Below are 11,563 nucleotides of genomic sequence, written 5' to 3'. Positions count from 1 at the left end.
CGAGTCCGCCTCCGATGCTGGGAATCCCTTGTGGCCCAGCCGCTTGCGGACGCTGTAACGTCCCCGACGGTCGATCCGATCGGGTCGGCAGTCTTTTGGAGGGGATTCAAAGAATGAAGTTCGGAAAGTTCAGCGCGACCGCATTCCTGGCCATCGCCGCGGTGGGAATTACCGCGGGCACCGCTGACGCGCAACCGGCGGCCGTCGAGCAGACCGTGTCCACCTCGGGGGTCGAGCAGGGAATCGGCTACAACACCGCGCTGTCCCGTGATGCCAAGGTCGTGACCACCACCCTCGACGCGGGCAAATTCGCGCTCAGCGGGAATGGCGCCGCGGTGGCGGTGCAGGCCGAAAACGGCGCGGTCGTCGCCGAGGTGCCGCTGACGTTCGAGGTCGCCGGGCACGCCATCCCGGTGTCCTACAAGATCGACGACAGTGGTCGAAGCCTCACGCTGACACCGGAAGTGAGCCCGAAGGACATCGCCGATTTGAAGGACATCAGCGCCTTCGACAACTTCGTGCAGCAAGCCAGCCAGAACATTGTCGGCATGATCCTCGGCGGCATGCTCGGCGGATTCATCGGCGGTCTGCTCGGGTTCGGCATCTTCAGCCTCATCACCGGGCCGACCGGCATCGTCGTCGGTGCGCTCGCGGGCGGCGCGGCAACGGGCGGTCAGCCGTTCATCGACGCCTTGACCGCGCTGGCCACCGGCCAGCCCTGAGCAGTCACAGCATGAAAAACGCGCGTGCGCAGCCAGAGTGCTGCGCACGCGCGTTGTGTTCGGTCCTACTTTTTGACGATTCCCGCGGCAACGGCGACCGGGGTTTCGGCATTGCTCGGTGCCAGGCAGACCAGCTTGGCGGTACCGAGAGCGACATTCGGGCTCCCCGCGAAGGAGCTGTCCGGGTGCTCCGCGAGTATCTGCTCGATCAATGCTTTCTCCGCCGCGCCGTCGAGCGCCCTGAATTCGGCGCAGGTGGTGCGCGAGGCCGGGCCGAGCGACGAGTAGTCGGTCTTGGCAGGCGTTGTCGGAGCGCCCGCGCCGGTGGTCGCAGCGCCCGCGCCGGTGGTCGGCGCGCCCGCGGTCCCCGCTCCGGACTGGGACGGTGCCGAGGTGCTGGTGCCGGTCGTACCCTTGCGCAGGCCGTTGGCCTCGGCGGATTCATCCGACCCGCCGCAGCCTGCCAGCAGCAGAGCCACCGCCCCTGCGGCGAGGGCGATGGCGGAAGTTCGCTTCATAACGTGCATTTCCCGGTGACTAGAGGCGCCGGAGCCTCCAGCGCGTTCGGTGCAGCGTACCGGGTGCGATCGGGTCGTGGTCATGGGAGGCTCCGCAGCGGATCGGGCGCCGGTTCTCACCTACCGGCGCTGTCGCTCCACTGTGCGATGGGCGCCTTATGATCGCCCAAACGATCACTGAAAGTCAGTGAATGTGGGCCTGCCAGTCGGCGGGCACGCGCCCACGCGGGCCAGGTACCGGCTGGTCGGCCGGATGACTGGTCGGTGCGGCCAACTCCGGTCCGCTGCCGTACATCTCCTCGGAGCGGAAGTCCCAGAACCAATCCTCGCCGGGTTCGAAGCTCTGGATGAACGGGTGGCTGGTTTCTTTGGCGTGCTTGGATGCGTGCTGAGCGGGCGAGCTGTCGCAGCAGCCGACGTGCCCGCACTGGGCGCAGCGGCGCAGATGCACCCACCAGCCCTGTGCCGCTTCGCATTCGGCGCAGCCCGGTCCGCTCGGCGCGACGGTCGGGTCGATCCCCTCTAGCTCTTGCGTCATCGGTGACCTCCTGCGTTGGATTCCGGTTCGCCATGATTGTCGTCGGCCGGGTTCGCCTCGGCCTGATTCTCCTCGGAGCGGTGCAGCGGGAGCCAGACGGTGAATCGCGTATTGCCCGGCTCCGAGTCGAGCTGGATATCGCCGTTGTGCTTGTTCACCACGATCCTGAACGAGATGTCCAGGCCGAGCCCGGTGCCCTCGCCGACCGGTTTGGTGGTGAAGAACGGTTCGAAGATGCGGCTGCGCGCCTCGGCCGGGACGCCGGGCCCAGTGTCGCCGATTTCGACAACGGCGCAGTCGTTTTCGTGCCTGGTGCGAATCGTCAGGGTGCCCTGGCCGTTCATCGCGTACACCGCGTTGTCGATCAGGTTGGTCCACACCTGGTTCAGTTCTGCCGCATAGCAGGGCACCTGCGGCAGCGTGCGGTCGTACTCCTTGACCACCTGCACCCCGTCGCCGACCTTGCGACTGAGCATGACCAGTGTGCTGTCGAGCAGCTCGTGGATGTCGATCACCTGGAACGGCGCGCGGTCCATCTGCGAATACTGTTTGGCCGCACCGACGAGCGAGGAGATGCGGGTGGTCGAGTCGGCGATCTCGTTCATCAGCAGCTCGGTCTCGATGGTGTAGTTCAGCCACCGGATTGCGCCCTGGAAGACCTGGTCCGGGCATCCGTCGAGGGTCGCGGCCACGCGCTCGAGCCAGTCGACGTCGAAGCCGGCCTGCACGAAATTCGGCGCCAGATTCCAGGCGTCGCCGATACCGTGCTCCTCCAGCCATTCGCCGAGCAGGTCCTCGCGGTCGGCCGCTTCCATCGGCGTCAGCTCCGGCGCCTTGGCAACCTGCGCCGCCGCCTCCTCCTGCAAGCGCACGAGTGAGGCAAGGGATTCCGTGTCGAACTTGCCCTCGGCCATCATCGCCAGCTTGTGCCGCATCCCGGCGATCCGCTCACGCAATCCGGAGGTGGCGCGCACCGCGGCAGCCGCGGGGTTGTTCAGCTCGTGGGTCAGGCCCGCCGAGAGCGACCCGAGTGCGAGCAGCCGCTCGCGCTGGGCGATGCGTTCATTGGAGTTGCGGTTGCCGAAGAACGCGCCCTCCAGCATGTGCACCGCCATCGGGAACCACTCGTGCATCATTCTGGCGAAAGTGCCCGCGTCCAGCACGAAGAACCGTGATGGCCGCGGCACGGACATGGATCCGTTGTAGGTCTGGTCGACCTTGTCGCCCATGTAGGCCATCCAGGCGCCCGCGTACGCGCCTTTGTGGTCGGTGCGGACCATTTCGATCTCGGTGCCGCTGGAGAGTTTGGTGAGTACCACTTCGCCGTCCATCAGCACGTAGAAGCAAGTCGCCGGATCGCCCTCGCGAAAGACCAGGCCGGGTTCGATGGTCTCAACCCGTCCGTCCGCGCACAGCCAGTCGAGCTGTTGGTCGTCGAGCTTCTCGAACAGGAAAAGGGTGCGCAACTCCGCGGGATCGCAGACGAGTCGGCTGCTGCGCGCGGCAGTATCTTTCGAATTCATCTTCAGCCTCCTGATTACGCCAGATACCGGTGCACGAGCATGACCGCCATCGCGCCCTCGCCGACTGCCGATGCCACGCGTTTGGCCGAGTCGGCGTGTACGTCTCCGGCCACGAAGACCCCAGGCACACTTGTTTCCAAGTGATGTGGCGGCCGCGGCAATTCCCAGCCTGCTGGTCTGACACCGTCGACGAGCAGATCGGGCCCGGCCAGCACATATCCGGCTTGATCCCGCTTGATCACCCCATCGAGCCAGTCGGTCTGCGGTGCGGCGCCGATGAAGAGGAAAAGCCGCTCGGCCTCGGCCTTCTCCTCGACGCCGGTTTCGTTATTGCGCAGCACGATCTGTTGCAGGTGGTCGTCGCCGTCGGCGGAGATCACCTCGGTGCGGGTGTGCACCCTGATGTTCGCTATCTGCCCGATCTGCTGAATCAGGTAATGCGACATGGACTTGTCCAGTGAGTCCGCACGGATCACCAGGTGCACGGTGCGGGCATTGCGGGAGAGGAATACCGCGGCCTGGCCCGCCGAATTCGCCCCGCCGACGATGTAGACGTCATGGTCGGAGCACTCGGATGCCTCGGTCATGGCGGAGCCGTAATAGACCCCGCGCCCGGTGAAGTCGTCGACGCCAGGAGCGGAGTGGCGGCGATAGTCGACGCCGGTCGCGATGATCACGGTGTGCGCGCAGAGGCGTCCGCCGTCGGCGAACCGCACGGTGCGCGCGGATCCGTTCACCTCGAGGCCGACCACCTCGCGTGTCGTGATCACCTCCGCACCGAACTTGGCCGCCTGTCGCCTGGCCCGGTCGGCCAGCTGCGATCCGGACACGCCATCCGGGAAGCCCAGGTAATTCTCGATGCGCGAACTCTGCCCGGCCTGGCCGCCGGTTGCGGTGCGCTCGACGAGCACTGTGCGCAGGCCCTCGGACGCGCCGTACACGGCGGCGCCGAGACCGGCCGGGCCACCACCGACCACGATGAGGTCGTAGAAGTCACCGGTCGGGTTCGTGCTGAGACCGACGCTCTCGGCCAGCTCGCCGTCGCTCGGCTGTACCAGTGTCTGTCCGGCTTCGGTGATGACGACGGGACATCGTTCCGGATCGGCGCCCGCTGCCTCCAGCAGCCGCGCGCCTTCGGGTTCGTCGGCGAGGTACCAGCGGTAGGGCAGCTGATTGCGGGCCAGGAACTCGCGCACCTCCGACGACCGCGGCGACCACCGGTTGCCGACCACCTTGGTCTCGGTCACCGGCCGCTGCTCGCTGCTGCGCCAGGCCTCCAGCAACCCGTCGAGCACCGGATACAGCTTCTCCTCCGGCGGATCCCACGGCTTGAGCAGATAGTGGTCGAGATCGATGACATTGATCGCGTCGATCGCTGCGCTGGTATCGGCGTAGGCGGTCAACAGCACGCGGCGCGCGTAGGGGTGCAGGTCCATCGCCTGCTCGAGGAATTCGATGCCGTCCATGCCAGGCATCCGGTAATCGGCGATCAATACCGCGACCGGCTGGCCGCGCAGTTTCATCTCACGAAGCGCGTCGAGCGCGGTGGCGCCCGATTCCGCGCGCAGAATCCGGTAATCGGCGCCGTAGCGGCGACGCAGGTCGCGGACGACCGCGCGGGAGACCCCTGGATCGTCGTCGACGCTGAGGATGGCCGGCTTCGTAGCAGCGGGTGAAGTCACCTAACGAGTATGGAGCCTCGGGCTGGCCGTTGTCGTCGGCGTTTGCTCGCGGTCACACCCGATGCTTTCGCACCAAGTCGAGTTCGACTGGCGTGAGCAGGCGTTCGAGCAGCTCTTCTCGGGCGATCTTCTGGTTTGTGCTCGGAGGAGGCGAGCCACGGGCCATGGATCCGTCGGTGGGTTCGATAGCGGGAAGCAACGGAAGTTGTTCCGCGTGCCGACGATGTAAGAGAGAGCGCAGTTTCACGGCCGATCACCTCACGCTGGACGGGAAAGCTGGTGGCAGTGGCTGATGCTTCGTCTATCCGTTATTGTGCGCCGGCCATTACACGGGCAGGTAAATAAATCTCGAAAATGTGACGCGTTTGTCTTCCAACTGCCGCCGACTAGGATGTGGGTAATCGTCAAATCGTGCCGACGGACCGAAATATGTCCGGTCGCCGCAGTTCTCCCGGAGGCAGTGTTGCCGAAAAATCTCGAAGTCACGATCGATATCTCCGCACCCCCGGAGCAGGTGTGGGCCGCCATCGGCGACCTGAAGCGGATGCCGGAATTCAGCCCGCAGTGCGTTCGGATGTTCGCGCTCGGCACGCCGAAGGCGGGTACCTGGACGTTCAACCTCAACCGCGATGGCAAGAAGTACTGGCCGACCACCGCGCGGATCGTCCGCTATGAACCCAACCAGGCCTTCGCGTTCCGCATCAACGAGAACCGCAGCGTCTGGAGCTACACGTTGGAGCCGACCGCGACCGGCACCAGGCTGATCGAGCGCCGCGACGTCCCCAACGGCACCACCTGGTTTTCCCGCAAGGCGATCAATGCCGCGCTCGGCGGCGAGCAGCCGTTCGAAGAGCAACTCATGCGCGGCATGAACGAGACGCTCGGCAAGATCAAGACGGCGGTCGAAGCGCAGGTGTAGTGCGTAACTTCGCTCGCGAACCCGATGCCCCGACGGTGACTTACATAGTGAAAGTCACCGTCGGGGCATCGGCTGAATTATCGGGTGACTACTGCCAATTCGGCAGTGTCACCACCTGTGCGGCGTAGGAAAGGCCCGCGCCGAAGGCGATGAGCAGCGCGGTATCGCCCGGCTTCGACTCGCCGTTGCGTAGCAGCGCCTCCATGGCAAGCGGTATCGAGGCGGCCGATGTATTGCCGGTCTCTTCGATGTCGTTGGCCAGCGCGCAGTTCTCCGGCAGCTTCAGTACGCGGGCCATGATCTCGATGATCCGGCCGTTGGCCTGGTGCGGAATCATCGCGTCCAGATCGTCGGTGGACAGGCCGGCCCGATCGATGGCGTCGCGGCAGACCTTCTCCAAGGAGTGCGCCGCCCAGCGGAACACCGCGGTGCCCTCCATCGCCATGTAGGGGCGGACCGCGTCGAGCCCCTTCTCCTCGATCTCGGCGAAGAACTCCATCCAGTCCTTGTCCTGCCGGATCGCGTGATGCTGGGTGCCGTCCGAACCCCACACCGTCGGACCGATCCCGACGGTGTCCGACGGCCCGACCACCACGGCGCCCGCACCGTCGGCGAACAGGAATGCGGTGGAGCGGTCGGTCGGATTGACGGTGTTGGTCAGCTTCTCGACACCGATCACCAGCACGTGGTTCGCGGTGCCGCCGCGCACCAGATCCGAGGCGAGCGCCAGCGCGTGACAGAAGCCCGCACAACCGGCGGAGATGTCGAAGGCCGCCGCGCCGTTCATGCCGAGCTCGGTGGCGATGCGCGGTGCCGCCGCCGGGGTGAGCAGCAGATGGGTGGACGTAGCAACGATCACGCAATCGACATGGTCGACTGCGACCCCTGCGGATTCGAGCGCGTCGCGGGCCGCCGCGACGCTCATGCTCTGGATCGTTTCCGTTTCCGAAGCGAACCGTCGAGTCTTGATGCCCGACCTGGTCCTGATCCACTCGTCGCTCGAGTCGATCGGGCCCGCCACCTCATCGTTCGTGACGACCCGGGCGGGGCGGTATACGCCGAGCCCGAGGATCGCCGTGTGCTCTGCCCCGGTGTACTGGGCGATTCGAGCAGCCATTATGCGTCTCCTATGTACCTGCGGCGGCGCCGCCGGGTTGTACCCCGAAGCATGTAAATGAGTTCCTCATCCGCCCTCCTCCTACGTCGCCGTAGACATGAGGCCCCCTCATATTAGCCCCAAGATCGCCGAGTGGGCGTGCGTATTCTCACATTCGGCGGGTATACCCTCGGAGCACGCCTTTTCCTGTTGGCGGCATGCACCGACTAGTGATTCGAGGACAACATGCTGGGACTCGGGATTATCGGCTGGATCATCATCGGCGGGCTCGCCGGCTGGATCGCCAGCAAGTTCATGAAGACGGATGCTCAGCAGGGCATTCTCCTCAACATTGTCGTCGGCGTTGTCGGAGGTCTACTCGGCGGATTTCTGCTGAAGCTGCTCGGCGTCGATGTCGAGGGCGGCGGCCTCTGGTTCAGTTTCTTCACCTGCCTCGGCGGTGCTGCGATTCTGTTGTTCCTGGTGAAGCTGGTCACCAGTCGCAGGGCCTGAACTGACAGCACGTGCCACAGGCTCCGTTCCCGTAAGGTGTGATCGCTTGCGCTCGACCTATTGTTGAGGGGCGCAATCCATCTACACTGAGCACGAAAGAGGAGCCTGTGGCACGCCGTCCCACCCCGCCCGGCACGCCCGAAACCACTGGAGTCGGCCATGTCGTCGATCTGGTTCGGGCGGCGATTCCCCCGCTGCATCCCGCGGGTCTGCCGTTTGTCGCGGCGCCGCTCGCGATCGCGGTCATCGGTGGTCGCCGCAAATGGGTGCGCCGGAGCGGACTGCTTGCCGCGGCGGCCTGCGCGACGTTCTTCCGGCACCCGAACCGGGTACCGCCGAATCGGGCAGGCGTCGTGGTCGCGCCCGCGGACGGCGAGGTCGCCCTGGTCGACACTGCCTCTCCGCCACCGGAATTGGGCCTCGGCGACCAGCCGCTGCCGCGGGTGAGCATCTTCCTCTCGGTACTCGACGTGCACGTGCAGCGCACGCCGGTCTCCGGCACCGTGCGTGCCGTTTCGCATCAGCCGGGCCACTTCCGCTCGGCCGATCTGCCCGAGGCCAGTTCCGCGAACGAACGCAACAGCATGGTCCTGGAGACCCCGAACGGGCAGCAGCTCGTCGTCGTCCAGATCGCCGGGCTGCTTGCCCGCCGCATCGTCTGCGACGCGAAGGTCGGTGACGTGCTGACCATCGGCGACACCTACGGGCTCATCCGCTTCGGCTCCCGCGTCGACACCTACTTCCCGCTCGGCACCGAACTGCTTGTCGAGCCGGGGCAACGCACCATCGGGGCCGAGACTGTCCTGGCGGTGTTGGGCTCATCACCCGCCGAGTCATGATGGAACATGCCGTGTCCAAGCCTCGGCGCAGCCGGTCGATCCGGCTGTTGCCGAGCATCGTGACGATCCTGGCGCTGTGCGCCGGACTGTCCGCGGTGAAATTCGCGTTGGACGGCAAACTCGCTATCTCGCTCGCGATGGTCGGCGCCGCGGCCGTGCTGGACACCCTCGACGGGCGGCTGGCTCGCATGCTGGACGCCACCAGCAAGATGGGCGCCGAGCTCGATTCGCTCTCGGACGCCATCTCCTTCGGTGTCGCGCCCGCGCTCGTGCTCTACATCACCCTGCTGGACAGCAATAGCGCGGGCTGGATCATCGCGCTGATGTACGCGGTGAGCATCGTGCTGCGGCTGGCCCGGTTCAACACCCTGATGGACGACGACACCCGTCCGGACTGGTCGCGCGAGTACTTCGTCGGCGTGCCCGCTCCGGCGGGCGCGCTCATCGCGCTGGTGCCGATCGCGCTGTTCGTACAGTTCGGTGACGGCTGGTGGGTCGGCTTCTACGAGGTCGCGTTGTGGACCTTGTTCGCCGCCGCACTGTCGGTGAGCACCATCCCGACGCTGGCGATGAAGTCGGTGTCGGTGGCCCCGCAGGCCGCCGCCGGTCTGCTTGTGCTTGTCGCGGTCGGCGCGGCGGCACTGGTGACCTACCCGATCGTGCTGCTGCTGGTGCTGGTCGCGCTCTACCTCGGCCACATTCCGTTCGCCTGGCACTCGCAACGCTGGGTCGCCGCGCGCCCGGAAACCTGGCAGCACAAGCCCGCCGAACGTCGAGCTCAGCGCCGCGCCCAGCGGCGGATGCCCGCCATCCGTCGTCCGGCGATCCGCGCATCGAGCGCCCGCCTACGCCTGCGCCGCCCCGGTGGTCGGCAGCGTCAGGACGACCTGCCACGCTGATCGCCTCCGGCTCTCCTGGTTTCCCTTAAGGATTCGTCAAGCCTCGGCGCGCAGGCTGCTGAGGTATGAGCACTCTTGCGGCGCTCGGGGGTTTCCGGCGGTGGGGTTTCGATATCGGCGCTACCGGTAATCACCCTCGAGTCGGGTCGGGCACGAACGGTAGCGTCTTCTCGGGCGGCAGAGCGCGGAAGAAGGTGTGGGTGGAACCGGATGGATTGCGTCAATTCCAGGCGCATCGACCGCGGCTGTTCGCGCTCGCCTATCGGATGCTCGGATCCGCCGGCGAGGCCGAGGACGCGGTGCAGGAGATCTACCTGCGCTGGGATGGCGCCGACCGCACCGTCATTCGGTCCGCAGAGGCATGGTTGACCACCGCGGTCGTGAATCTGTGCCGCAGCTGGCTGCTTTCGGCGCGGGCTCGTCGGGAAAGCTATGTCGGGCCGTGGCTGCCGGAGCCGGTGCCGACGGCCGCAGGTGAGCTCGGGCCGCTGGAATCGGTGGAGGAGCGCGAGCTGGTTTCGCTGGCGTTGCTGACTGCGATGGAGCGATTGAGCCCGGTCGAGCGGGCCGTGTTCGTCCTGCGCGAGGCGTTCGGATACGCCCACCGGGAAATCGCCGACATGCTCACGCTGACCGAGGCCAATTCGCAGCAGATCTTCCGGCGTGCCGGTCTGCGGGTGCGAGAAAAGCGGGCGCGCTTCGATGTTCCCTCCGACCACGCCCGCGAGTTGATCGAGCGATTCTTGAAGGCGGCACGCAACGGTGACATCGAGGCGTTGGAGCGGATGCTCGCCGCCGACGTCACCTCGACGGCTGACGGCGGCGGCTTGGTCAATACGGCACGGCGTCCGATCGTCGGCGCGAACAAGGTCGCGCGCTACCTGGCCGGTCTGTTCCGCTGGGAGGTACCCGGCATGGAGATCGCGTTGCAGGAACTCAACGGTTCGCTCGCCGTCGTCGCCTGGGTGGCGGGGAATCCGTTGCTGGTTGTCGATGTGGCGACGACCGGCGACACGGTGACCGCGCTGCGGTTGATCGTGAATCCCGACAAGCTCGCCTATCTCGGCCGCGTCGCAGGTTCGCCCGCCTGAAGCCCGGGGACGATGGGGTGTGACACGGGCCATGCCCGGCGACTGTCATGGATCGGAGTGCTGTCTGGTCTGAAGGGTGTCGGCCTGTCGAAAAAGGAGCCACACCATGACCGGACAGCATCGGATTGTCGTACTCGGCGCCGGATACGCGGGGCTCGCCGCGGCCCGCCGATTTGCGAGCAAGGCGCCCGGTGCGCAGATCACCGTTGTCGACGGACTCGCGCAGTACGTCGAGCGAGTGCGGCTGCACCAACAAGCCGTCGGGCAGCGGATTTCGCAATGGGATCTACGAGAGTTGTTGGAGAGTAAGGGGATCCAGTTCGTCCAAGCGTGGGCAACGGAGATCGACACCGACGCCGCGCGGGTGATACTCGACGGCGCACCGGCTCTCGACTACGACTCGCTGGTCTATGCGCTCGGTAGCAAGGCGGACCCGGCCGGCGTGCCCGGTGTGGCCGAGCATGCCTTCTCGGTGGCCACCCCGGAGGACGCGCTCCAGCTACTGGAGCAGGCAGCGACCGATCGGATGATCGTGGTCGGCGGCGGCGCCACCGGCATCGAGATGGCCGCGGAAGCGGCGGAATCCCGGCCGGATTCGCGAGTGCTGCTGCTCAGTTCGGAGGAGCCGGGTGCCTGGATGTCGCAGCGCGCGCGGGCCCACGTGCGGCGGGTGCTGGAGCGGCTCGGGGTCGAAATTCGTTCGGATGCCAAGGTGATCGAAGTATCGGCCGAGGGCGTCCGGTTGGCCGATGGCGAACTGATCGAGTCCGCGACGACGGTGTGGACCACCGGGTTCGGCGTGCCGGATCTCGCGCGCAGGTCCGGTCTCTCGGTGGACGCCGACGGTCGGGTGCTGACCGACGCGACGCTGCGCTCGGTATCGCATCCGGATGTCTACGCGGCGGGCGACAGTGCGGTGGTCGACGGCCCCGGCGATCGTGAGCTGCGGATGGCCTGCGCGACCGCGCTGCCGACCGGGAAGTACGCGGCGGATGCCGTTGTCGCGAGGATGCGGGGTCGTGAGCCGCGAAAGTTGCGGTTCCGGTATGTGTTCCAGTGCCTCAGCCTCGGCCGACGCGACGGCGTCATCCAGTTCCTGCGCGCCGATGATGCACCGGGACGCACGGTGTTGACCGGCCGTACGGGCGCGTGGTTCAAGGAGCAGGTCGTGCGGGGCGCCGGGCGGGCCGCGCGTCCCTGAACATCGGTGGAGCCCTGCATAT

General features: G+C 66.5%; 12 protein-coding genes. 7 read left to right on the top strand and 5 right to left on the bottom strand.

The genetic code is table 11. From position 1 onward, the window contains the following. Window positions 1-113: 113 nt before the first annotated feature. A complete protein-coding gene (locus tag ACFQZZ_RS27960; protein WP_378686687.1) occupies window positions 114-722 on the top strand; it encodes a hypothetical protein in 609 nt (202 codons plus the stop codon). A 65-nt stretch (window positions 723-787) separates the two neighbouring features. On the opposite strand, the gene ACFQZZ_RS27955 is transcribed toward ACFQZZ_RS27960, so the two are convergent. The 4 genes from ACFQZZ_RS27955 to ACFQZZ_RS27940 all read right to left on the bottom strand — a co-directional run bounded on the left by ACFQZZ_RS27955 (window position 788) and on the right by ACFQZZ_RS27940 (window position 4,983). Beyond that, on the bottom strand, window positions 788-1,240 hold the full coding sequence (locus ACFQZZ_RS27955; RefSeq protein ID WP_378686685.1) for a hypothetical protein: 453 nt from the start codon (window positions 1,238-1,240) through the stop codon (window positions 788-790). Between the two features lie 184 nt (window positions 1,241-1,424). Beyond that, entirely contained in the window at window positions 1,425-1,778 is a 354-nt protein-coding gene (locus ACFQZZ_RS27950; protein WP_378686683.1) for a UBP-type zinc finger domain-containing protein, read from the bottom strand. Further along, the gene (locus tag ACFQZZ_RS27945; RefSeq protein WP_378686681.1) at window positions 1,775-3,301 is read right to left on the bottom strand and encodes an ATP-binding protein; all 1,527 of its coding nucleotides are present in this window, start codon (window positions 3,299-3,301) and stop codon (window positions 1,775-1,777) included. The genes ACFQZZ_RS27950 and ACFQZZ_RS27945 overlap by 4 nt, the downstream gene beginning before the upstream one ends. 14 nt (window positions 3,302-3,315) lie before the next feature. Further along, window positions 3,316-4,983: an FAD-dependent oxidoreductase gene (locus ACFQZZ_RS27940; protein WP_378686679.1), complete on the bottom strand. Its 1,668-nt coding sequence runs from the start codon at window positions 4,981-4,983 to the stop codon at window positions 3,316-3,318. Between the two features lie 463 nt (window positions 4,984-5,446). Between ACFQZZ_RS27940 and ACFQZZ_RS27935 the strand changes: the two genes are divergently transcribed. Then, window positions 5,447-5,902, top strand: coding sequence for an SRPBCC family protein (locus ACFQZZ_RS27935; RefSeq protein WP_378686678.1), 456 nt, complete (start codon window positions 5,447-5,449; stop codon window positions 5,900-5,902). An 88-nt stretch (window positions 5,903-5,990) separates the two neighbouring features. Here ACFQZZ_RS27935 and ACFQZZ_RS27930 read toward each other — a convergent pair whose 3' ends face one another. Then, on the bottom strand, window positions 5,991-7,019 hold the full coding sequence (locus ACFQZZ_RS27930) for a beta-ketoacyl-ACP synthase III (RefSeq protein ID WP_378686676.1): 1,029 nt from the start codon (window positions 7,017-7,019) through the stop codon (window positions 5,991-5,993). 225 nt (window positions 7,020-7,244) lie between these two features. On the opposite strand from ACFQZZ_RS27930, the gene ACFQZZ_RS27925 reads away from it, so the two are divergent. From ACFQZZ_RS27925 to ACFQZZ_RS27905, 5 genes are all read left to right on the top strand, one after another. After that, window positions 7,245-7,511 (top strand): GlsB/YeaQ/YmgE family stress response membrane protein, encoded by a 267-nt coding sequence (locus ACFQZZ_RS27925; protein ID WP_378686674.1) that lies wholly within the window; start codon window positions 7,245-7,247, stop codon window positions 7,509-7,511. A 107-nt stretch (window positions 7,512-7,618) separates the two neighbouring features. Continuing rightward, window positions 7,619-8,350, top strand: a complete 732-nt coding sequence (locus ACFQZZ_RS27920; protein ID WP_378686672.1) for a phosphatidylserine decarboxylase — start codon at window positions 7,619-7,621, stop codon at window positions 8,348-8,350. After that, window positions 8,350-9,249, top strand: a complete 900-nt coding sequence (locus ACFQZZ_RS27915; RefSeq protein ID WP_378687135.1) for a CDP-alcohol phosphatidyltransferase family protein — start codon at window positions 8,350-8,352, stop codon at window positions 9,247-9,249. Before ACFQZZ_RS27920 ends, ACFQZZ_RS27915 begins: the two co-directional genes overlap by 1 nt. Window positions 9,250-9,314: 65 nt before the next feature. Then, window positions 9,315-10,340, top strand: a complete 1,026-nt coding sequence (locus ACFQZZ_RS27910; protein ID WP_378686670.1) for an RNA polymerase sigma-70 factor — start codon at window positions 9,315-9,317, stop codon at window positions 10,338-10,340. Between the two features lie 106 nt (window positions 10,341-10,446). Then, window positions 10,447-11,541 carry an NAD(P)/FAD-dependent oxidoreductase gene (locus ACFQZZ_RS27905; RefSeq protein WP_378686668.1) on the top strand — a complete coding sequence of 365 codons (1,095 nt, stop codon included), beginning with the start codon at window positions 10,447-10,449 and terminating at the stop codon, window positions 11,539-11,541. Window positions 11,542-11,563 lie beyond the last annotated feature (22 nt).

Source organism: Nocardia sp. GCM10030253, from assembly GCF_042675075.1.
GTDB lineage: Bacteria > Actinomycetota > Actinomycetes > Mycobacteriales > Mycobacteriaceae > Nocardia.
This window is presented reverse-complemented; position numbering and strand designations above follow the sequence as displayed.

Coding starts and splice junctions, on each gene's coding strand:
- ACFQZZ_RS27955 (WP_378686685.1), bottom strand. CDS start 1,240: ATGAAGCGAACTTCCGCCATCGCCCTCGCCGCAGGGGCGGTGGCTCTG.
- ACFQZZ_RS27950 (WP_378686683.1), bottom strand. CDS start 1,778: ATGACGCAAGAGCTAGAGGGGATCGACCCGACCGTCGCGCCGAGCGGA.
- ACFQZZ_RS27930 (WP_378686676.1), bottom strand. CDS start 7,019: ATGGCTGCTCGAATCGCCCAGTACACCGGGGCAGAGCACACGGCGATC.
- ACFQZZ_RS27915 (WP_378687135.1), top strand. CDS start 8,350: ATGGAACATGCCGTGTCCAAGCCTCGGCGCAGCCGGTCGATCCGGCTG.
- ACFQZZ_RS27925 (WP_378686674.1), top strand. CDS start 7,245: ATGCTGGGACTCGGGATTATCGGCTGGATCATCATCGGCGGGCTCGCC.
- ACFQZZ_RS27905 (WP_378686668.1), top strand. CDS start 10,447: ATGACCGGACAGCATCGGATTGTCGTACTCGGCGCCGGATACGCGGGG.
- ACFQZZ_RS27960 (WP_378686687.1), top strand. CDS start 114: ATGAAGTTCGGAAAGTTCAGCGCGACCGCATTCCTGGCCATCGCCGCG.
- ACFQZZ_RS27910 (WP_378686670.1), top strand. CDS start 9,315: ATGAGCACTCTTGCGGCGCTCGGGGGTTTCCGGCGGTGGGGTTTCGAT.
- ACFQZZ_RS27945 (WP_378686681.1), bottom strand. CDS start 3,301: ATGAATTCGAAAGATACTGCCGCGCGCAGCAGCCGACTCGTCTGCGAT.